We start from the raw sequence: 19,906 nt of genomic DNA on the forward strand, positions 1-19,906 counted from the left end.
CAAAGTCTGGAATAGGAATTTGCCGTATGGCATTCTTCGTTTTAGGAGCTGTATACATATAACCTTCTTCAGGAATAGAAACTAACGACCGATTAACGTGGATAGTTTTTTTATTGAAATCAATGTCGCTCCATGTTAAACCTAAAATTTCTCCTCGCCTCAAATCACTACAACATAAATGCTAAAAATACCATCTTGTTCAACTAACCTACCCCTTTAGTTGAATAAGAAAAAAGAGCGGTCTGAACAGCTCAACAATCTTCTACTAAAGCACCTGTTAGTTCATTAAGGGGTATATAGTATTATTCAACCTCTTTACACGCCCAAGCATCAATTTCAACTTTAAAAGCAGGTTCAGCTAAAGGAAATACATAAACCATTGTTGTACACGGAAGGTGTTCACCAAGAAAATCACTTATAATTTTCTTCTTTGAATAGCTTCTAAGTCACCAACTAAATAAAATACTAACTTCGTTAAATCATTAACTTTCATTTCATTACCTCACTGTCCATACAACTTTTTTAAAGCGACATATCATAAGTAATAGGTAAAATGAAAGGAGGTTGATAGATATGACATGTAAAAACTTCAATCACAGCTGCCCTGATAGACCACAAGAGGAAACATTAACTTTCTCAAATTGTACTCCAGTTTCAGGTTCAAATCCCCCTACTAGTCTGAACACAATTTTACACGTAGATGATGAGATTACAGCTGTAGTTGCTTTTTCCCTTGAAAATACTGGGGATAATGACATCCATTTAACAGTAACATTCAGTGATGGCGACCCTGCTTTCACTAATACAGTTGAAGTTGGTTCTTCGTTAGCAGGCGTTTTTGCTAATGTTAGAGAAATCACAATTCATAGTGATGGATCACCGATAACTGGCATTTTCAAATACCAAATCACTTATACTTTCGACGTATAAGTAAAGAAAAATGCCCGACTGTGGACTACCGTCCTTCAGCCGGGTTTTCTTAATTAAAAGTCAACTTTTTTGCCGCTACTATATCTTTATATCTTTTTCATCGAAAAAAATGAACGTATCTTTTCAATATTAATTATTCTATACTTTCTTCGCCTAACTAGCCCCGTTAGTTGAAGAAGAAAAAAAGAGCGGTCTGAACAGCTCAACAATCTTCCACTGATAATTTAAAATCAGCTAGAATGCTGTCTAATTCTATTTTACAAATTTCACACTCGACAAGGTGTTCTTCTACCATTCTTTTGCTATCATCACTGCATACGTTGTCATAATACTATGGAAGCAAATCTTTAACTATTTCACATGATACTTTACTCCATTCTATTCCTCCTTCAGCAAGTCTTGAATTTTACGTTTTGCTCGGTGAAATGTGACTCTCGCCCAACTTTCTATTCTCTCGAAAAGTTCACTAATTTGTTTAAAGGAAAGTTCTCCAAATACTCTAAACGTGCTTCCATATAAAAAAACACATCTACTCAATGGATAGATCAATAGCGTGGAAGTTATAAATAAAGTAAACTATTTATAAAGTAAAATTTATACAATTAGGGAGAGAGAAAATGATGGTGAACCTTGGAGAACGTGTCGAGCAAACGAAACGTGATTTACGAATGGAGACTCTAAAGAAAATATTAGTAGAATTTGATCAAAAAATTATGGGGCATACAGAAGAAAATCGCCAGTCAAAGTATGAGAAAATGAAACAAAGTCCGTTTGTTTTTTTCCGTGGAAGTGCATATTTATTTTATTATGATGTAACAAATCATTGGTTTCCATATCATACGTTAGAGAGCAGGCCTACATGGATTCAAGGGGATTTGCATTTTGAGAATTTTGGTGCATTTCACAATGAAGAAGGGAAGCTAGTATTTGATATTAATGATTTTGATGAAGGTTACTTAGGTTCTTATTTATATGATTTATTGCGCATGTCTGTTAGTGTCGTGCTTGTTTGTCGTCAATTAGGTTATGAAGTAAACAAGCAGATTGACGTGGTAGAAGCATACCTGCAAACGTATCATAAACAAATGTCGCGATTTCAGACTCGCAAAGATTTACCAAATACTTTTTTTGTGACAAAGAAGAAAGCAAACGGAGCGATTCACAAGTTATTAAAAAAGCTAGAAAAAAGAAGTGAGGCACATTTATTAGGTAAGGTTACTTCCAATTTTCAATCAGAGCGACAGTTTGTGGAATCAGATGAGATTCAACGATTAAGCGATGAGGCGAGAGCAGAGATTGAAAAAGTTTGGCCTCAATATTTAGAAACCGTTGAAAAGATGAATGATGAAACGAAGTACCGTATTAAAGATATTGCGATTAAGCATGGATCAGGAACAGCCTCCATCGGATTAGATCGTTTTTATATTTTAATAGAAGGTGGACAACAAAAAGAGGATTTAGATGATGTAATCTTAGAGATGAAAGAGGTTAGGGTACCAATTCCTGCTTATTTTATGCCGTATAATAAAGAGTTTTGGGAAACTTTTTCATATCAAGGGCAACGCGTGATTATGACACAACGAGCAATGCATCATCAAGCGGATCCTCATTTAGGAAATGTGACGATAGATAACCGTGATTTTTACATACGCGAACGTTCTCCGTACAAAAAGAAATTAAAACTAGAAATGATGAAAAGTCATGAGGACATGATAGAGACCGTTGAACAAATGGGACGAATAACAGCAAAAGTCCATGCTCGGGCAGATGCGGATATTAATGAAGGTATCCTACCTTATCATAGTGAAGACGAGATATTAAAAGCAATTGGTGATGATGTTGACGGATTTGTTCATTACCTTTCACACTGGGCCATTTCATACGCGAACCAAGTAGAGCAGGATTATAAATTCTTTATGGAGTATAAGAAATAATTGGGTTAATCACCAAAAGTAGTGGTGACAAAATTAAAAAGCTAATGGTTAAAAAATACCATAGCAATTAAAGATTTAATTTCTTCTTCAACTAACCTGCCCCTTTAGTTGAAGAAGAAAAAAGAGCTGTCTGAACAGCTCAACGATCTTCTACCAAAGCACCCGTTAGTTCAATAAGACTCTTATTATAGTTTCGGAACTAATACCCTATGGAAGAAAAAATATGCTAACTCGCTCCTGTTGAAGTCTAATGCTATAGGTAACTGTAGGATACAGTAGAACAAAAGGAATTGCAGATATGAAAATCAATCATAAACACAAGCCCTATTCTTATTAAACTAAAGCACCCCGTTCGCATTTTAAGGAATTTTCAAATGAAATATCTGTTTTATAGGTCAATATCAATGTAAGTTATAATATTTTTTGCATAATAAAAAATGATGTTTTTCATGTATTCCTAGTATATCAATACATTGTATTAAATTTGGATAATGAGCTATTGGATCGGGGTAACGTATATGTCCAGCAATGTTATCACTAATATTAGAAAGTATTTTTTCTAAATGCCTAGTTTCGCTATCTAACTCGTTTACTATCCAATCAAATGGAATTTTCTCTTTAATACCTTTTGGTGGCACTAAAACAAAAGGTGCTTTCATAGGTTTATTGTGTTTTTCTTTATATTCAGTGAATATATCTTCACTATGAAATTTGTATGACTTTCCTCTACTTATTGTAGCAATGGGCTTTGAAATCGGTAAATACGGTTTGTTTAACTGTCTAAATAGTCTAACCATTAAGTATAAATGATAATATGTTTCTCCAAAAGACCACTTGTCTTCTTGAGGACGTTCCCATTCTTTATTTTTAAAATTTTTTAGCTCATTAGCAAATTCTTCTCGTTGCTCATAAATGACGGTGAAATAATTTTTCATGTACCTACTTTCCATAACGTCTCCTCTAAATATAATCTAAAGTTTATTTATCATACCTCATTTAGAGTATAGCACAATGAAATCCCATTATTTAACTATCTATCATACACATTATTAGCTAGTTAGTTGAATAAGTAAATTCCTCTTTTGGTTACAGAGTAGGTTCGTACTTTTAAGTTAGTCCTCGTCTATCATGTAGGCGTTATTCCAAAGCCAATCTCGGAAAAATTCCTCTACTGCTTTTTTCATTGCTTTATCGTTCATATTCTTATCAATACTTAATTCTTGTAAAGTGACCTCCTCTTTATCATATTTTATAGTAACTGAAGAAGTAACTGTTTTACTCATTTATTAATCATCATGTTCCCAACAAATTTTAGTTCTAATATTACTAAAAACCTCCTGGATTGCACCTCGTATTGAACTATACTGCTGTGTTAGATCAATAAAGAAAAAAGAGCTGCATATGCAACTCAATAATCTTTAATTAACGCACCCCGTAAGTTGAAGATGAAACTATTTTTCATTTATTAATCCCCCTTTTGACTGATAAATTTTCATGACTTTCCTTGTTCAGTTCCTGGATAATACTCCACTTCACAGTAGTAGTTACCTTCTGCTACTCCTTGATAATCCTTAAGAAACATAATGCTATTTTTTCCAAAGTTAGCTTCCGTATGTCCTCCTCTTGTAATATCGAATATGACGATTTTACAATCCCCTTTATATTGTTTTGCCTTTTCAGCTAAAACGTAAGGCAGATCGAACAAAAAATAAACAAGGACCCTGATAGGAACTCTGATTTTCTTTTTCAATTTATAAAAATACCAAAAATCACACACTTAAACAAAAGAAGCACATCATTTTTGATTACTCTTTTTCAAAATAGAGGTTTCTTTTGTTGAATTCAAGTGGACTTTGTTTTTAAAATCGTTTTAATTTTCTTTCTTTTCAAATGATAATAGTTGCGTGACGTTTCACGTATGTATATAATGTGAATATAGTATATATACATTATACAGGGATGAGGGTAATTATGTGCAAATCGTTCTTAAATGACCTTTAAAGAAGGAGTAACAACCGACACACTAACACTCTAAGAGAGGAGACGTGTTCAAATGATAGGCATAGAAAAAACTCATAATATTAATCTGGCAAAACGCTGGATGATCACCATTGGTATATTTTTAATTGTTCAATTGATCTTTATCGCCGTTGATGGTACTTTCCTGGAGCCAAACATAAACGATAGTGGTACCTTATTTGCCAGGTTAGCAAGATGGATTTTGGACTTGAAGCTCTTTACTAAATGGATTGCCCCTTATTCCTTTCCATTTTTTAATATGTTCATGACAATTCACGTTATTGCTATACTGATTCAAGCAGTATATGACATTATTTCAAGTATGTTTTCAAAAAAATAAAAAAGAGGGATTAACATGCAAATTATTATTTCCAACAGTTCAAAGGAGCCGATTTATGAACAAATTACGAATCAAATTAAGTCGTCTATTTTAGCAGGTGAACTACAGGAGGGTTCAGCAATACCTTCCATGCGTAACCTCGCAAAGGATTTACAAATTAGTGTTATAACGACGAAACGTGCCTATGAGGAATTGGAGAAGGCGGGCTTTATCTATTCCATTGTCGGGAAAGGTTCTTTTGTCGCAGAGCAAAATTTAGAGGTTATAAGAGAGAAGAAGCTAAAGGTCATTGAGGAGCAGCTGAGTGCGGTCATAACAAATAGTAGAGAAATTGGCCTGTCACTTGATGAGTTAAAGCAATTATTGAAGATTTTATACGAGGAGTGAAGTGAATGGAAAATGTGGTTGAATTAAAAAATGTAACGAAGCAATTTAAAGAATTTTCCGTTAATAATATTAATTTACAAGTGAAGCAAGGCTTTGTAACTGGATTCATTGGAGCAAATGGAGCTGGTAAGTCGACAACGATAAAGATGATGATGAATCTATTAAAGCCGGATACCGGAGAAATTAAGCTTTTCGGGTTGGACTACAAGACGCATGAGAAGGCTATCAAAGAAAGAATTGGATTTGTCTACGATGGCAATATTTTTTTTGAAGGGCTGAACATAAAAGATATAAAACGTATAGTTGCACCAGCTTACAAACAATGGGATGATACTTTATTTTATCAATATGTTGAACAATTCAAATTACCGCTTAATAAAGCGATCAAAACTTTCTCAAAAGGGATGCAAATGAAAGCTTCATTGGCAATAGCACTATCACATCATGCAGAGCTGATTATCATGGACGAACCAACAGCAGGCTTAGACCCCATTTTTAGACGAGAGCTATTGGATCTTTTACAGGAATTAATGATTGAAGGTAATCGTACCATTTTCTTCTCTACGCATATTACAACAGATTTAGATCGTATCGCAGATTATATAGCTTTTATGCATAATGGGGAATTAGTATTTAATCAGTCCATTCACGACGTAGCTGAAAACTATGCACTCGTTAAAGGGGGAACGGATCTTCTGGATAGAGACACGGAAAAGGACTTTGTTCATATTCATCGTTCATCAACAGGATTTGAAGCATTAACGAATAATATTAAAGAAGTGAAAAATACTTTCGGAGACACAGTTGTCATTGAACGCCCCTCTCTGGAAGATATCATGTATTACTTGAAAGGCGGTATACACCATGTTTAATTTAATCAGACGTGATGTCATACTACAGAAAAGGCAACTATTATTATTTATTCCTTTTATCTTATTCTTTATCATTATGGACGCACATCCAGCTTTGACTTTTCTGATTGCCAGTATTTTTATTCCCTTTAATACTTATGCTTACGATGAAAAAGTAGAGACAAACATATTATTAAACTCCTTACCTTATACACGTACGGAAATAATCGCATCACGTTATCTTGGTGCTATTGTTTATATGGTTTTAGCAATTGGGGTGACAAGTCTAGCATTATTTACTTTCAATAAACCGTTTACGATGATTGATATTGCGATTGGTAGTAGCTTATTTTTATTATTTGCCGCGATTACCTTTCCATTATTTTATATATTAAAACCAGGCTATATTTCAACGGTTGTAATGATTAGCTTTCTCCTTTTAGCAGCTATAGGACCGGCTATTGTATTGTTTTTAGCTGAACATTTAACAGCAATAACTGATTTTATTGTTAATTTATCCGTCCCGGTTTTATATACAGGAGCGACACTTGTTATTATATTAGTCTATTTTATTTCTTGGGGGACTACCACTGTTATATATCAACGAAAGGCGTTCTAAGTAGGTTCATTTGATTTAACTTTAAAATATAGCCTTGTAAGATATATTTTTTATCAATTTTTATAATTAAGCTACAAATTGTTGAATGACAAAATAAGTCGGGAACTGACGATATTCTGTCATTTGATAAAACAATTATTTCCCTTAAGGCTTGGTCCGTTTGATTGGATCGAGCTTTTTTGTTCTAGAATCAATGGCAACAAGGTCATGTAGTAGCCAATTGTAATCTTAACTAAATTTCCCTTCCCTTTCTTTTATCATTATCTTATTGAACTAACCTGCCCCTTTAGTTGAACAAGAAAAAAAGAGCTATATGAACAGCTCAATAATCTTTTGCTAATGCCCCCGCTAGTTCAAGAAAGGAAAAAAGAGCTGCCTATGCAACTTAATAATCTTTAACCACAGCACCCCTTGGCTTAATAAGAGAAAAATCTTATTTCACCATAAATATATTCAGTATTCCGAATTGTACTTCGCAAAATAAGGAAGTAACAAAAACAAAAAAACACCATATATAATCATTATCGAAAAAGTATAAGAAATGGATAACGATAATTGAGTTGATATTATAAAGCCAAATATCCACAATGGTATAACTGACAAGAAAGACAATATAACCCTTGAAAAGAATATTATCCTATGCTCCGTGCCACATTGATTGCATTGAATAGGTCTGTGTGCTAAAAAAAGAGATTTAAAGATTATACTCCATTTAAATTGAGTATTACATTTATCACATTTCTGTAATCTCATATATTCATCGCCTCCTATGTAAGAATCATTACAACAATCTTACCAGTTTTACCGTTTAAATTGGGTTTAATATACAATTCATTTTTTAACTAATCTGCCCCGCTAGTTTTATAAAGAAAAAAAGAGCTGCATTTGCAACTCAATGATCTTCAACTAAAGTTCCCCGTTAGTTGAACAATTATGTCCAATCCTCCTTATTCCTTTTTCATATATTAAGAAAAAAGTAGGTGAGAAAATGAGTCATGATGGACATAACACTTCACGCAGAGAAAGAGATAAAGAAAAAATAGATTCAGCACATCAAGCGTGCATTGACCGCGCTTATCGTATTCCCATATTTTTAAGTACGACAACGCATTTAAATGACAACCAACAACGGTTTCTAAACCGTCTAATTTTGGAGATTGAGAACGCTTTGCTTTTTCCGCGTACATTGCCTCTAAGCGAAAGTTATCCCGAATCGATTTTAACGGATATTCGTCGGTTAGTTTCATCAAGTTATGGAATGTTGGCAGTCAACCTTCGTCGGTTTAAAGTTGAAACAGTCGAGGTCAATACCGGACCCCTCCCACCACCCACTCCGGTCTGGGAAGGTTCCGTTTATTCGCAAGTAGAACCCTCAATGGCATTTCAATTTGGACTTCCCTTATTATTAGTCAGGGAAGAGGATACAGACGCAAATAACGGAATTTGGGCAGGAGGAATTGCCCCGCTCAACCTATTTATCGTGTGGCATTCTGAAACACAAACTGTTGAACAATTCTTTAAAACGCCCGAATGGAGATCCGCCTTTGCAAATTGGTGTGCGCAAGTAAGAAATGCCTTTTACATTCAGACAGAACCTAAATTTAAATATAGATGTGATTGATCCTTTAGCTTGGCCAGCACTGTTAGTTTTCGCCTTCTGAAGAAACGTTAACTTTATACATCTTTTGAATCGGTATAGCCTCATGTTTCATGAGGCTACTTTTTATTTAAACTTGTTCACTTTCCAGATTCCTCTCTAGATAGAGGGTAAATGAGGAATATACAGATGACTACTTACTTAACTGACTACGCCTATTTCACAAACAAAGACTACATGGAAGACGCGGTGAAGCTTCACATTTCAGCACACTGTAACAACATGAACAACTTAATGGAAAAAAAACCTCATTTACTTATGATTCGGTTCACTGAAATTAATGTTAATTTGTATTGATTATTTTCCCTCGTACGTCTATCTCTATAGGTAAATGATTAAACAAGGCTGTTTTCATATAGATTGTTGCTCTAAAAAAATAAAGTTAAAGTTGATCCTACACATTTTGTAGATTAACTTGGTCTTTATTTTTTGATCTTTAGTAAATCCTTATTAAACTAAAGCACCCGTTAGTTGAAGAAGAAAAGTGAAGCTTATTCAACAATCGCGCCCAATTGTTGAAGATATCTATTAGCTCACCAAACATATAGCTATTCACTTCAGTAAACCCTTAAACTTCAAGGGCTTCTCCTATAACTAAAATGGAAATAAGCGCTGACCCTTGCTAGGATCAACGCATCTCGTTAGTAATAATCGAAAAATATTTACCTTCTAAGGTAGAGTTACTGTAAAGCTTTTAAATTCAATGTCCGTTTCATTAAAAGGTTGAATATTTGTTTTTGTTTCATTGCCTTTAAGGTCAACTTCCACACTAGTTCCTCCTTGGTGGAAATTAATATATGGTATAACTGTCAATGTTTTTGCATTATCTGTGATTGGGTCTATTAGTAGGCTACCTGTTAATTCTTCCTTTCCATCGACATTTTGAATTTGACTACCACCCGAATGTGATATAAGTTCGTTTCCTTTATCATCAATCACTTTGAAATCTAGGTACCCATTAGTTAAATAATTTATTTTTTCTGTGTCTGCATTAAAGTTAAAACGTAAGCCGGCTGCGCTTATTTCTAAATCAGAAACTGTTAAATTAATGTCTTCTACAGTTTGACTATGGTTAATAGTTAGATATTCTACTTCTGTTTTCATGCTAACAGGAGTAGAAAAATCCCACTGCTTACCGTCAACACTTGTAAAGTTTACACCTAGAGTAAACGCTTCAGGCAAATCATCTAAAGAATCTATGTTAATTATTCCTGTTCTGTGTGTAGGTGATATTTTGGTTTCACTATAAGTACTGGCATTTGAAAAAGCTTGTCCATTTATTTTAATTTCAGGCCCGGATGATAAATAGGATTTTTCAATAATGTTCTCTGATATGATTGAAAATCCAATTGTAAAACGTGTCCCATCATAGAAAACTTCATCAAGTGTAATTGATGTTCCTCCAGTATTTTTCGTATCCCCTATTAAATTTGTTAATCCTTGCTCATGAACTTTCTCTAGACCAGGATCTCCAGACTCACTAAACACAGCACCTATTATTGGTATTTTCGAAACGATATTAGCCATAGCAGGAGAGACAGTTGCGGAACTAACAAACAGAATAGATGCTACTGCAACTGAACTTAAGCCATATACCATCTTCATTCTCAAAGACTTTTTTCCCCTTTGATGGTTCTCATGAATCGTTTTTGAAATAATTGCGTCCAATTTATCAAATGGAACGTGAATGTTATCAATTTCTTCTTTAAACGATGGAATTTTGTCTGTCATCGCAATAAACCCCCTTTAATTTTGTTCTTAATAGATCTAATCCACGACGAATATTTGTCTTCACAGTACCTTCGGGGCAATCAAGAAACGCTGCAATTTGCTTAACTGTATAATCTTGATAAAAACGCAGTAGCAAGACCGTTTTATACTTTTCCTCAATTTCTTCCATTGCTTGAAGAAGGTCAAGATGTTCCTCAGTTCGAAGATGCTCTGTATTCTCAATCTGATCAAAGATTTCATTATTAATTGAAACAAGCTTTTGTTTCTTCTTTAAAGTTGCAATAGCTGTGTTAATTAAAATTCTCATTAACCACGTTGAAAAATAATCGTTATTTTTCAATGTATTAATTGAATTTAAAGCTTTATATAGGCTTTCTTGAAACACTTCAAGCGCATCATCTTCATTTCGCATATACATATAAGCCATTCTGTACATTTTTTCTTTTTCTTCGTGTATTAGCATTTGAAATGCCTCGGAATCGCCTTTTTTAGCACGCTTTACTAACTTTGATTTTATCTCCAATTAACAAACCTCCTTTCCTCTTATACTTATTAGAGAAATTGGAGCACCAAAACGATTCAAATTTATTTGAAATATATACAAAAAAATCGGCCTCCATCTATTCTGGAAGCCGTAATCCGATTAAAAACTAATTATATATAAAATAAGTACATAATCATACAATACCTTTAAATTAAGGTAAAGACTGAATTTACTCAAAGGTATCTATTCCACAATCTGGCCCGATTGTTGAACACAAGTTAAACAACGCTATTGAACTAACCTGCCCCGTTAGTTCAAGTACATTTTTTCACAATCTTTATCGTGATTTACTTACATATCTAATTTTGCCAAGAGCAACACCCGAAAGTGTGATTGTAGTTTTGTTAATAACACGTTCAGTGTCATTACAAAAAAACAAAAAGCGTCTAAACCCTTGATATACATGAGTTTAGGCGCATTATCTTCAATTAAAAATATCAAGTTAATATCCTGCTTCGTGACCAACTTGGTCATAATGATATTAAAACGACTTCTCTTTACACAAATATGGCGAATACAGATAGTCAAAAAATATTGACTAATATGGAACAACGTCATAAAAACATTAATCATTAGTTATATTGCTAAAAAAAAGAACCATTTTGATGGCCTATCAAAATGGTTTAGTTTAAATCTCCTTATTACAAAGCACCCGTTAGTTTAAGAAGAACTGCGACGCTTATTAAACAATCGCACCCGATTGTTTAATATCGTTATTTAACTAATGGCCTTTGAAGTATTCTTATTGAAGCTATGTTTATATACCTTTGCATATAAAGCTGTATAAACAATATTAAAACGATGGTTTCACAGCAGTTCTTGACTTTTTGTGTATTTCCAAACTTTCATTTGGGAACGTTATTTAGGTTTGTTTTGTATGCTCTATAAATGCTTATTGAACATTCGTAGATTCATTTATTGCAATCTTAACTAACATTTTTCACAAAGAACACTGTTAGCTGTTCTTGCAATTGCATTATCTAATCTTGATACCAGCATATTTCTTTCAGAAGGCATCGTTATATTAGCTGTAAAACGTTCACCTTCTTCAATTTTTCTTCCGCAATTAGAACAAGCTAATTGCTTAGATGTAAATGAATCCTTTATCTTATCTAGCATATTCACCAACTCCTAACTCATATTTAAATAACCTCTTTAAATTCCATTATATACCTTGAATGTGTTTTTAACACTAGATTGAAAAAACACTCCCAAAGCGTCGTTTGGTCATATTTCTTAACTTAGCGTTGTAAATCCCCATAATTTTGAAGGTACTCCTTGTTGCACTAAACTGCCCCGTTAGTTGAAGAGTGAAACTTTGACAAATAATACAGATGGTATTATTCTTGTACCTTTTTAACCAATCCGATTGTATGTACTATTTTTTAAATCAAAAATTGCAAAAGAACCACATATGAAGACCCCTAAAATCATTATTGCTGTAAAAAACCAACCTTCTCCCCAAGTAACTATCAAAGAATATAAACATCCCAAAGCAACAGCTAATGAACCATATTTCGTTCTCCATTTTTCTAGTTTCGATTGTTTTTTTCTTCCAAAGTTTTCTTCCCCAATCCTGGTTGTTAGCACAATAGCGGTTGCTCTTACTGAACAAACGCACCCCATTAGTTCAATAAGACGAAATATTCAAAGCATAATAAACGAAACTTAACCTCTGACCATTCATTTCGAATTCTTCACTACTAGTACCTATTCTCTCAAATCCATTTTTCTCTAAAATTCTTTGGGATGCTATGTTATTAGTTGTTGTTTTGGCTTTGATCTGTTTTACGTCTTCGTTAGTTACTGTTTCTACTAATATTTTCAATGCTTTATTAGCAATTCCTTTACCAGTATGTGCTTTCCCCACCCTATAACCGAGGTAACCGATTTTATCAGATTCATCAATATCCACTAAATTTATTCTTCCTAGAATTGAGCTATCTTTATCTTTAATTAAATAGAAATATGAACCTCCTTTAACTTGTTCTTCAAGTAAAGTTTCATGTCTTTTTTTAAAAGTCTCAGGGTTATAGTATTCATCTCCACGCGTCGGAACCATTTCCTCGAAATAAATTCTGTTTTCAAGTTCAAAATTAAACAAATCTTCTGCGTCTGTCATATGTAATTTTTCAATAAATATATTCATTTATACAAACCACCATTCAATTTTAATAGATTTCTTCTTCAACTAAACTGCCCCGTTAGTTGAAGAAACTGACTTGTTATTTTCCTCTACTTAGCTGTTTAGAGACTTTTTAGTAAACAAACCAATAATGATAATAATAATACCGTTAACAGCAAATAAGAAACTATATGATACCATTAAAATTCCAGTTCCAAATCCACCAGGGTCAAAGGGACTCACACTTATACCTGTAATAAAAAAGACTAAGGGCGTCAAAAGCAAGATAATTATTCCAGCCCAAATTCTTTTCTTTTTATTTTTTCCAGAAATTTTGAAAGCAATGAAGTTTGATAGACATAGTGCAATCACGATTATTAAAAGAAATATAACCTCTATTTAAACCACTCCTTTTCTGAATTTTAACAAAAGTAACCTGCCCCGTTAGTTTAAGTAAATTTCTACACAATCTTTATAGAGATTTTAATCGAACTTTACAAATTATCAATCTATATAATAAATAATCAATCTTTTTTACAAAGCTACAGCTATTTACCTTTCCTTTTTATTATTTTTAATACAGAGTTTCCTATTAAAATCGCTAATATAAAGCTCCATACATAAAAGCTTAATTTATCAGGTAAAAATTTTAATACCCATATAGACATCATAATCGTTGAAATCGTAAGGTAATTGATTCTTTCCTCATACTCAAATTTCTTTAAATTACTAACGAGAATTATATAACCGATTGGAGGAGTTATTACACAGAAAAAATATAACGATCCTTTTTTTAAATACCATGGTAATTTATTTCGCAAAATCTTCCTTCCTTCCAAACCGACTTTTTTTGGGGCCCTATTAATTCGATTTCTCTTTTATATTAACTGTAACACTATTCTATATAATTAATATTAAACTGTATTACTTCTTTTTCTTCGTCCATGTATCTCTATTGTTAAATGATAAAACAAACACCTTATTGAACTAACCTGCCCCGTTAGTTTAAGTACATTCTTTCACAATCTCAATATTGATAGTAACAAAAATCCCCAATATAAAAACAAGCTTTTTTACAAATCTACACTTTATTCAAACTCGGCCATAATGATATTAAAACGACTTCTCTATACACCAATATGGCTAATACAGATAGCCAAAAAGTTTTGGATAAGATGGAACTAAAACGTACAAATATTTAATGTGAATAGTAGGGGTTTCCACCACTAATTGTCCATGATGGTCCTGTCCCTCTTGCAGCTTTTTTTATAGTCCATTATTTAAAGTATATAAGAGACATGGGGAAAAATATGCAATTAGATTTGCTTAACTCAAACGTAACATAAATTATTGATTCTTGATTTAATCCTGGTATCCATCTATTTTCGAACAATTAGTTTCTCAAAACTATAATATGATTAGTATTAATAAAGACAAAAATAGTCCTGGTTCTTATAATTTACATAAGACCAGGACTTATTTTGTTAGAACATAAAACTACATGTTATATTTTTAAATTACTCATGAAAACTTGTTATTCTATTTATTTAGAATGAAAAAAGCGGTTCATAAGGGAAAAAGAAGACATATATGATGAATGTAGCAACACCACCGATAATTGTAGCTATTAATAATAGTACAAAAACAAATCTACTACTCTTCTTCGTCCCACCGTATATTAAAAGTACATTATATAACCCTATTAGTGATAGTGTTCCTAAAACAAGAAAAAGTAATCGTATTATCATTTTTTATTTATCCTCACCATAGTTTCATATATTCGTAGGATACTTTAGGTCCCCACCAACCGTATGCTTTAGCTTTCTTATCATATGTTTTAAAATACCTTCTCATAATACGTACTACCATGCCACCTACTACATATTTCATTGGATTATTATTCCCATACGTATATCCATTCATTAAGAATAAAAAGATAATTTTTGTGATTTGTCTTGTAATTGCTGTATTTATTGTTCTATTTACTTTGGGATGAAAAATAAATGCTAATGAGCAGCTAAACGGTTAACTATTAAAAATGGTTAACCATTTTTAATAAACTTATTAAGCAATTCTACTTTTTTTGAACAAAGAAAGATTATGAATATATAACATTTTATTAAGGGTGAAAAAAATGAGTGAATTTTTATTTTATACGAGCGTTACCTTATTGATAATCATTGTTAAAATAGTCATTCAAATTACCAACAATCAGTAATAGACAAACAAATAAAAAAGCTAAGAGAACCTTTGTTGATAAATTAACAGAGATTATTATTGGTTCATCAGCTATCGCCAAAATCCCAACAAATATAATTAAAGTAGACACACCCAAATAAATTAGTATTGAATATAAAAGTTGTAATTGTTTATGCATTAAAATCCCTCTTTATTTTTTATTTCTATATTTCCAAGTGTATCCATAAGAAACTCCAAATCCGAAAACAGCTATATCACCCCAAGTAAGATTAGATTTAACAACCATCAATGCCATTCTCGCCCCACCAATTTTACGAGCAGTTTTTCATTGAATTCTTAAGTTGGTTTTTAAATGCGCACTCACTAAAGTCTGAAATGTTCTATCTCCATAAATTTCCATTAAAAATAGTTTCCTTCTGTATGTCTAAACCCAATCCAAATAGCATTTAACAAAAAATATTAAAATAAGATGACAGATAAAAAAGAGAATATATCAGGGTATTGGCACTATTGAAGCAAGAATAAGGGGTGAAGATAATTATTAAGAACACTATTAAATATTGAGCAACAAATAGAAATTAATTATCGTTATATAACATTAAATTAACATATATTATTATAAAAAACCTATTATTTTATCAATAATTCCTTTTATATACTATTTATTTAAGATTTGATAATTCAGATAGTCTAAAAGTTTTAAGTTGTTCACGAAAATCCTGTAGGAATTTATGGTGTAGTTTGAATTTCACAAATAATTTCTACATTACAAGTCATTCTCTATGAACAACTTTTAGTGCGGTAAGCAATAATTCACTATATAATTGAGTAAACTCATATAAAATGGATGTGATGAAATGGAAACAATTCATATTCCTATCGACGCTGAACGTATTATTAGTACTTCTAGTAAGGGCGATCAATCGAAATGGCGTATCGGCAACAAATGGGTCAAACAAAATGCGCGAGGTTATGAGGGACAGGCAGAAGTTTTGGCTTCACTCGTTCTTGAATGCTCAACTCTTGACCGCTCTAAATATGTCGTCTATCAGCCATGTATCATTCAATTAGCTGACTGTGAACAATTTGACGGCTGCTATTCACTCGATTTTCGTGGTACAAAACAGGAAGTTACACTTGAACGCTTATTTGAAGCGAATTTCAGCTCAACTGATTCGATTACAAGTAACAAAACACTTTCTACAATAGAAAAGTTCGAGCTATTGATGAAGCAGGTGGAGCAGTATACAGGGCTCGTTGTAAATCATCAAATCGCACAGTTATTCGCTTTCGATGCACTTATTCTAAATGAAGATCGGCACACGAATAACATTTTATTTTTATATGACCCAAAGGAAAAAACATGGGAGCTTGCTCCGATTTTTGATAACGGACTTAGCCTACTATCTGATGAAAAAGACTATGCACCTAGCAAACCATTAACGATTTTAAAGCGAAGAGTAAAGGCAAAACCACTGAATTCATCCTTCACAAAACAACTTAGCCTTTACGAAGGACCAGCATTCATTAATAAAGAGAAATTAGTAACTGCAATCGAAAAGTCTCAGTACGATTTTGGGCGTGCTAAGGACGTATTACTTTCACAATTGCGGGATCCAGGATTGAAACACTTATTCATTGAAGGAAGTGAATCCATTGATTGATTACATGACTTTTGACGTAATGTGGATGGATGACATTATTGCCCATGTTGATTTAAAACCAGCAAATGGTGGCACCCCATATGTAATTAACTATATTGATGATTTTAACAAACAATTTTCACCGAATATGGAAGGGCATATTAGCTTAGAAGAAATAGAACGTTGGCTAAAATGGCGTACCTTCCCTCCTACTCGGGTCAACGCAAAAGAATTACTGGCTTCACTGGATATGCAATCTTATAATCGCTGGGGCATTGTACGAAAAACACATGGAGTCATGGCAGATGATGAAATTTGGATTCGTTTTAAAGGTGAAACACTCACCCATAGAAATGTCTGCTTACGTAAAGATTTATACTATCCTGAAGAACCGATTCGTTCTGAACTTCAATAAGTATAAACAGATTCAACTAAAGAAATAGGTTATTTAGTAAAACAAAAAGGAGAGGGGTAAATTTACATCCCTCTCCTTTTTATTTAATTAGTAGGCTTATAATAAGCGATAATTGTCAGCAACTATGTAAGGTTGAATACCTTCCCTGCCCTCGTCCAACTTACAGATATTTTTCTTCCATGTAGTACCCCAACCAGCATATGAGTTAGCCCTTCACTACATTTAAATCGGCTTAATAATTCAAAGAAATTATTACTACTTCTAATAAATTATTAGTAGGAATCCCGCTTTTTTAGGACAAGCATTCTAAACACATATAAAACGCCTATTATTATTTCCCCCTTTAATTCGTTATTTCTTTATAGCTTTTGATTTTTTTTTATTCCCTGGTAAGCCATATTTTTTCCCTTGATCTTTGCAACCTTGCATAATTTTTTTTGACTCTTCTGATGTCATTTTCACTTTATATCCCATCGACCATACCTCCGTTTTTAATTTAGTATGCCCAATTATGAAAGTTATAATCGCTTTCTGCATACTCCCCTACCAAATTTCATACACTTTTAAATCTAGAACAAAATGAATGTGTCCCAGACTAAAGTTCGGAAGAGAGGTTAGGAAAAGTGGAGAGAGAAGCCGAGAGAGTGATAAAAGAGCCAGAAAAAAAGACAGGAAAAAGAGTGAGGTCAGATCGTAAGATTGATATAAAACCTTGTGTAGAATACGAACTATACGAGTGTATTTCAAGGCTATCACATATCACAGGTAGTCCGATGAAGACTGTTGGTGAAACAATTTGTAAGAAAGGATTGTATACGAAAATAGTAATCGATAACTTGGCCATTCATTTCCGAAGAGATTATCGATTTAGAAATACAGTATTCATGGGCAACAAAGATTTACTATCCGAGAGAAGAAAAAAGACACCTGGGATAAAGCCAAGGGTATCTATGCGATTCGATCAAAGACTGTACGATGACTTAGCTGAACTTGCTTACTCACTAGACACTACAATTTCAAATGCTGCCGCACTGCTTCTGAAAAGTTCCATACAGAACACAAACATCGTCAATGAGTACATAAGTAAATATGTACAAACCATCTTGGACCCAGAAAGAAAGAAGCAGCTTGAATTGGTATTGGCTTATATACAGAAAGATAATCCATATGAAGCTGATGAGGCTTCACTTTCTAGGTTAATCGGTTATATTATGGATGAGTTTATGGAGAAATCAAGAAATGTGAAAAAAGCAGTAGAGACTTGGCTTGATCAATTTATTGAGAAGGATTAAGCAGTTTTCTCTCTTCAATTCCGTGTCCCTTTAGCCCTAATTGTTGTAGGAGTAGTAGTGGGTGTCTTACGAGTTTTATTAGCTTTTATGAAGTCATTTCCTTCTTCTTGTTGATTTAGATGTTGGTTTAGAATAAACCTTGAATATAAATCACTCTAAACCCTTGATATTACTGCATATAAAAAGCAATCGTTTTGAATAAAGATTGATTAAACGATTGCTTTCTTTTATTTTTTTAAGTACTGTTTTTTATAAAAAAGTTTGATTATTTTAAATTTCCTTATTCCACTAAAGCACCACGTTAGTTGAAGAAGTATGGAATTTTTTATATTTTTACTTTTCTAATAGGGAAAAAAACTATTATCAATAGGAAACCGACCATCAAAGTTAAAAATGGAAATATAAATGGGAAGAATATCGAAGGATAACCTTCCCAAGCATCTGTATAATATCCAATACTATAAGGGACAACTACACCAGCATTAAGGAGTTCTGTTTGTAAAGCGTCTCGTTCAGAAAAACTAAAAGATTTATTCTTCAAATTACCTTCAACATCTAATGTATACAGTGTGTATTTTAATTTCTCCGGTGGAACCCAACCAACTATATCTCCGTTCGGCAGTTTTTTTTCCATTTCTCTTGTTTTCTTTAACAGTATAACAAATTGAGTTTTATCAACTTTTTTATCTACTAAGATTAAATATGCAATTTCCCCGTAGTATCTATTTAAACCTTCTTCTTCCACCCTTATTGGATAATCTTTTAAAGTATCTATTTCCTCTCCATCCAATTTCAGTGATAAATCTGCTATGACAATTTTATTACTCCGAGGGTCCATGTAACTACTCTCGTCTTTTATTGTCTCCTTAATTTTTACAATATGACCTTTAAAATTAAATGTAGATTCAGTGGGAGGAAATCCTTCGCTTACATTTGTAATCTTATAAAGTACATTCATTTTTTGGTTATGAATGAGCTCCATTACCATTTTTGTACTTATTGGTAGAGAAATTAAAAATATAACCGCACCTACTAAGAAAAATACTAATCTTTTTTTCATATATCTTTACCTCGTTTTTTTATTAACCCGCGTTACTTTAAGTGTAACATTTCACACTGGATCGCCAAAATCTACTTGATGTTTTGGACATAAAAATAGACCATCGAAATGATGGTCTATTTTAACTAAAGCACCCGTTAGCTTAAGTACATTATTTCAC

At 32.8% G+C, this 19,906-nt stretch carries 24 protein-coding genes and 2 pseudogenes; 10 read left to right on the forward strand and 16 right to left on the reverse strand.

What is annotated here, in order from left to right:
- Positions 1-302: 302 nt before the first annotated feature.
- Positions 303-493, reverse strand: a pseudogene (locus tag MHH98_RS17815) (RidA family protein); the annotation flags it as partial.
- 80 nt (positions 494-573) lie between these two features.
- Between MHH98_RS17815 and MHH98_RS17820 the strand changes: the two are divergent.
- Complete coding sequence (locus MHH98_RS17820; RefSeq protein WP_038183458.1) at positions 574-930, forward strand: hypothetical protein; 357 nt, start codon at positions 574-576, stop codon at positions 928-930.
- Between the two features lie 202 nt (positions 931-1,132).
- Here the strand turns inward: MHH98_RS17820 and MHH98_RS22165 are convergent.
- Positions 1,133-1,228 (reverse strand): annotated as a pseudogene (locus tag MHH98_RS22165) (hypothetical protein); the annotation flags it as partial.
- Between the two features lie 319 nt (positions 1,229-1,547).
- Here MHH98_RS22165 and MHH98_RS17830 point away from each other — a divergent pair.
- Positions 1,548-2,864, forward strand: a complete 1,317-nt coding sequence (locus tag MHH98_RS17830; protein ID WP_076034061.1) for a DUF2252 domain-containing protein — start codon at positions 1,548-1,550, stop codon at positions 2,862-2,864.
- Positions 2,865-3,265: 401 nt separating this feature from the next.
- Here MHH98_RS17830 and MHH98_RS17835 read toward each other — a convergent pair whose 3' ends face one another.
- The 3 genes from MHH98_RS17835 to MHH98_RS17845 all read right to left on the reverse strand — a co-directional run bounded on the left by MHH98_RS17835 (position 3,266) and on the right by MHH98_RS17845 (position 4,614).
- Positions 3,266-3,814 carry a DinB family protein gene (locus tag MHH98_RS17835; RefSeq protein WP_038183452.1) on the reverse strand — a complete coding sequence of 183 codons (549 nt, stop codon included), beginning with the start codon at positions 3,812-3,814 and terminating at the stop codon, positions 3,266-3,268.
- A gap of 162 nt (positions 3,815-3,976) precedes the next feature.
- The gene (locus MHH98_RS17840; RefSeq protein ID WP_168171813.1) at positions 3,977-4,147 is read right to left on the reverse strand and encodes a hypothetical protein; all 171 of its coding nucleotides are present in this window, start codon (positions 4,145-4,147) and stop codon (positions 3,977-3,979) included.
- Between the two features lie 209 nt (positions 4,148-4,356).
- Entirely contained in the window at positions 4,357-4,614 is a 258-nt protein-coding gene (locus MHH98_RS17845) for a hypothetical protein (RefSeq protein ID WP_143691276.1), read from the reverse strand.
- A 303-nt stretch (positions 4,615-4,917) separates the two neighbouring features.
- Between MHH98_RS17845 and MHH98_RS17850 the strand changes: the two genes are divergently transcribed.
- From MHH98_RS17850 to MHH98_RS17865, 4 genes are read left to right on the forward strand one after another with little or no spacing between them, the layout of a single operon-like run.
- Positions 4,918-5,223, forward strand: a complete 306-nt coding sequence (locus MHH98_RS17850) for a YfzA family protein (protein ID WP_038183448.1) — start codon at positions 4,918-4,920, stop codon at positions 5,221-5,223.
- Between the two features lie 15 nt (positions 5,224-5,238).
- Complete coding sequence (locus MHH98_RS17855; RefSeq protein WP_038183445.1) at positions 5,239-5,610, forward strand: GntR family transcriptional regulator; 372 nt, start codon at positions 5,239-5,241, stop codon at positions 5,608-5,610.
- Between the two features lie 5 nt (positions 5,611-5,615).
- Positions 5,616-6,482, forward strand: a complete 867-nt coding sequence (locus MHH98_RS17860; RefSeq protein ID WP_076034062.1) for an ABC transporter ATP-binding protein — start codon at positions 5,616-5,618, stop codon at positions 6,480-6,482.
- Entirely contained in the window at positions 6,475-7,080 is a 606-nt protein-coding gene (locus MHH98_RS17865) for an ABC-2 transporter permease (protein WP_076034063.1), read from the forward strand. Before MHH98_RS17860 ends, MHH98_RS17865 begins: the two co-directional genes overlap by 8 nt.
- Positions 7,081-7,533: 453 nt before the next feature.
- On the opposite strand, the gene MHH98_RS22170 is transcribed toward MHH98_RS17865, so the two are convergent.
- Positions 7,534-7,833: a TIGR04104 family putative zinc finger protein gene (locus MHH98_RS22170; RefSeq protein ID WP_076034064.1), complete on the reverse strand. Its 300-nt coding sequence runs from the start codon at positions 7,831-7,833 to the stop codon at positions 7,534-7,536.
- 235 nt (positions 7,834-8,068) lie between these two features.
- On the opposite strand from MHH98_RS22170, the gene MHH98_RS17870 reads away from it, so the two are divergent.
- Positions 8,069-8,701: a hypothetical protein gene (locus MHH98_RS17870; RefSeq protein WP_076034065.1), complete on the forward strand. Its 633-nt coding sequence runs from the start codon at positions 8,069-8,071 to the stop codon at positions 8,699-8,701.
- 705 nt (positions 8,702-9,406) lie between these two features.
- Here the strand turns inward: MHH98_RS17870 and MHH98_RS17875 are convergent.
- From MHH98_RS17875 to MHH98_RS17910, 8 genes are all read right to left on the reverse strand, one after another.
- Complete coding sequence (locus tag MHH98_RS17875; RefSeq protein WP_038183432.1) at positions 9,407-10,468, reverse strand: DUF4179 domain-containing protein; 1,062 nt, start codon at positions 10,466-10,468, stop codon at positions 9,407-9,409.
- A complete protein-coding gene (locus tag MHH98_RS17880; RefSeq protein ID WP_038183429.1) occupies positions 10,443-10,991 on the reverse strand; it encodes a sigma-70 family RNA polymerase sigma factor in 549 nt (182 codons plus the stop codon). Before MHH98_RS17880 ends, MHH98_RS17875 begins: the two co-directional genes overlap by 26 nt.
- A 951-nt stretch (positions 10,992-11,942) precedes the next feature.
- Positions 11,943-12,131 carry a hypothetical protein gene (locus MHH98_RS17885; protein ID WP_038183414.1) on the reverse strand — a complete coding sequence of 63 codons (189 nt, stop codon included), beginning with the start codon at positions 12,129-12,131 and terminating at the stop codon, positions 11,943-11,945.
- 237 nt (positions 12,132-12,368) lie between these two features.
- Positions 12,369-12,602 carry a hypothetical protein gene (locus MHH98_RS17890; RefSeq protein ID WP_340713321.1) on the reverse strand — a complete coding sequence of 78 codons (234 nt, stop codon included), beginning with the start codon at positions 12,600-12,602 and terminating at the stop codon, positions 12,369-12,371.
- 40 nt (positions 12,603-12,642) lie between these two features.
- Positions 12,643-13,161 (reverse strand): GNAT family N-acetyltransferase, encoded by a 519-nt coding sequence (locus tag MHH98_RS17895; RefSeq protein WP_038183409.1) that lies wholly within the window; start codon positions 13,159-13,161, stop codon positions 12,643-12,645.
- Positions 13,162-14,684: 1,523 nt separating this feature from the next.
- On the reverse strand, positions 14,685-14,885 hold the full coding sequence (locus MHH98_RS17900; RefSeq protein WP_143691501.1) for a hypothetical protein: 201 nt from the start codon (positions 14,883-14,885) through the stop codon (positions 14,685-14,687).
- 13 nt (positions 14,886-14,898) lie between these two features.
- Entirely contained in the window at positions 14,899-15,027 is a 129-nt protein-coding gene (locus MHH98_RS17905) for a hypothetical protein (RefSeq protein WP_340713323.1), read from the reverse strand.
- 277 nt (positions 15,028-15,304) lie between these two features.
- On the reverse strand, positions 15,305-15,514 hold the full coding sequence (locus tag MHH98_RS17910) for a hypothetical protein (RefSeq protein WP_340713325.1): 210 nt from the start codon (positions 15,512-15,514) through the stop codon (positions 15,305-15,307).
- Between the two features lie 679 nt (positions 15,515-16,193).
- Between MHH98_RS17910 and MHH98_RS17915 the strand changes: the two genes are divergently transcribed.
- Both MHH98_RS17915 and MHH98_RS17920 read left to right on the forward strand, forming a co-directional pair.
- Positions 16,194-17,000 (forward strand): hypothetical protein, encoded by an 807-nt coding sequence (locus tag MHH98_RS17915; RefSeq protein WP_340709273.1) that lies wholly within the window; start codon positions 16,194-16,196, stop codon positions 16,998-17,000.
- The gene (locus MHH98_RS17920) at positions 16,993-17,394 is read left to right on the forward strand and encodes a hypothetical protein (protein WP_076034070.1); all 402 of its coding nucleotides are present in this window, start codon (positions 16,993-16,995) and stop codon (positions 17,392-17,394) included. The genes MHH98_RS17915 and MHH98_RS17920 overlap by 8 nt, the downstream gene beginning before the upstream one ends.
- 351 nt (positions 17,395-17,745) lie before the next feature.
- On the opposite strand, the gene MHH98_RS17925 is transcribed toward MHH98_RS17920, so the two are convergent.
- Positions 17,746-17,868 carry a hypothetical protein gene (locus tag MHH98_RS17925; protein WP_268746464.1) on the reverse strand — a complete coding sequence of 41 codons (123 nt, stop codon included), beginning with the start codon at positions 17,866-17,868 and terminating at the stop codon, positions 17,746-17,748.
- 149 nt (positions 17,869-18,017) lie between these two features.
- On the opposite strand from MHH98_RS17925, the gene MHH98_RS17930 reads away from it, so the two are divergent.
- Positions 18,018-18,686: a hypothetical protein gene (locus MHH98_RS17930; RefSeq protein WP_235175713.1), complete on the forward strand. Its 669-nt coding sequence runs from the start codon at positions 18,018-18,020 to the stop codon at positions 18,684-18,686.
- Between the two features lie 325 nt (positions 18,687-19,011).
- On the opposite strand, the gene MHH98_RS17935 is transcribed toward MHH98_RS17930, so the two are convergent.
- Positions 19,012-19,746 (reverse strand): hypothetical protein, encoded by a 735-nt coding sequence (locus MHH98_RS17935; protein WP_038183366.1) that lies wholly within the window; start codon positions 19,744-19,746, stop codon positions 19,012-19,014.
- Positions 19,747-19,906 lie beyond the last annotated feature (160 nt).

The sequence above is a fragment of the Viridibacillus sp. FSL H8-0110 genome (genome assembly GCF_038003565.1).
Taxonomy (GTDB): Bacteria; Bacillota; Bacilli; order Bacillales_A; family Planococcaceae; genus Viridibacillus; species Viridibacillus arenosi.

Bases quoted from the DNA above. Each gene is read 5' to 3' on its own strand.
- MHH98_RS17820 (WP_038183458.1), top strand. From the start codon at position 574: ATGACATGTAAAAACTTCAATCACAGCTGCCCTGATAGACCACAAGAG.
- MHH98_RS17830 (WP_076034061.1), top strand. From the start codon at position 1,548: ATGATGGTGAACCTTGGAGAACGTGTCGAGCAAACGAAACGTGATTTA.
- MHH98_RS17835 (WP_038183452.1), bottom strand. From the start codon at position 3,814: ATGGAAAGTAGGTACATGAAAAATTATTTCACCGTCATTTATGAGCAA.
- MHH98_RS17840 (WP_168171813.1), bottom strand. From the start codon at position 4,147: ATGAGTAAAACAGTTACTTCTTCAGTTACTATAAAATATGATAAAGAG.
- MHH98_RS17850 (WP_038183448.1), top strand. From the start codon at position 4,918: ATGATAGGCATAGAAAAAACTCATAATATTAATCTGGCAAAACGCTGG.
- MHH98_RS17855 (WP_038183445.1), top strand. From the start codon at position 5,239: ATGCAAATTATTATTTCCAACAGTTCAAAGGAGCCGATTTATGAACAA.
- MHH98_RS17860 (WP_076034062.1), top strand. From the start codon at position 5,616: ATGGAAAATGTGGTTGAATTAAAAAATGTAACGAAGCAATTTAAAGAA.
- MHH98_RS17865 (WP_076034063.1), top strand. From the start codon at position 6,475: ATGTTTAATTTAATCAGACGTGATGTCATACTACAGAAAAGGCAACTA.
- MHH98_RS22170 (WP_076034064.1), bottom strand. From the start codon at position 7,833: ATGAGATTACAGAAATGTGATAAATGTAATACTCAATTTAAATGGAGT.
- MHH98_RS17870 (WP_076034065.1), top strand. From the start codon at position 8,069: ATGAGTCATGATGGACATAACACTTCACGCAGAGAAAGAGATAAAGAA.
- MHH98_RS17875 (WP_038183432.1), bottom strand. From the start codon at position 10,468: ATGACAGACAAAATTCCATCGTTTAAAGAAGAAATTGATAACATTCAC.
- MHH98_RS17885 (WP_038183414.1), bottom strand. From the start codon at position 12,131: ATGCTAGATAAGATAAAGGATTCATTTACATCTAAGCAATTAGCTTGT.
- MHH98_RS17895 (WP_038183409.1), bottom strand. From the start codon at position 13,161: ATGAATATATTTATTGAAAAATTACATATGACAGACGCAGAAGATTTG.
- MHH98_RS17900 (WP_143691501.1), bottom strand. From the start codon at position 14,885: ATGATAATACGATTACTTTTTCTTGTTTTAGGAACACTATCACTAATA.
- MHH98_RS17905 (WP_340713323.1), bottom strand. From the start codon at position 15,027: ATGAAATATGTAGTAGGTGGCATGGTAGTACGTATTATGAGAAGGTAT.
- MHH98_RS17910 (WP_340713325.1), bottom strand. From the start codon at position 15,514: ATGCATAAACAATTACAACTTTTATATTCAATACTAATTTATTTGGGT.
- MHH98_RS17915 (WP_340709273.1), top strand. From the start codon at position 16,194: ATGGAAACAATTCATATTCCTATCGACGCTGAACGTATTATTAGTACT.
- MHH98_RS17925 (WP_268746464.1), bottom strand. From the start codon at position 17,868: ATGGGATATAAAGTGAAAATGACATCAGAAGAGTCAAAAAAAATTATG.
- MHH98_RS17935 (WP_038183366.1), bottom strand. From the start codon at position 19,746: ATGAAAAAAAGATTAGTATTTTTCTTAGTAGGTGCGGTTATATTTTTA.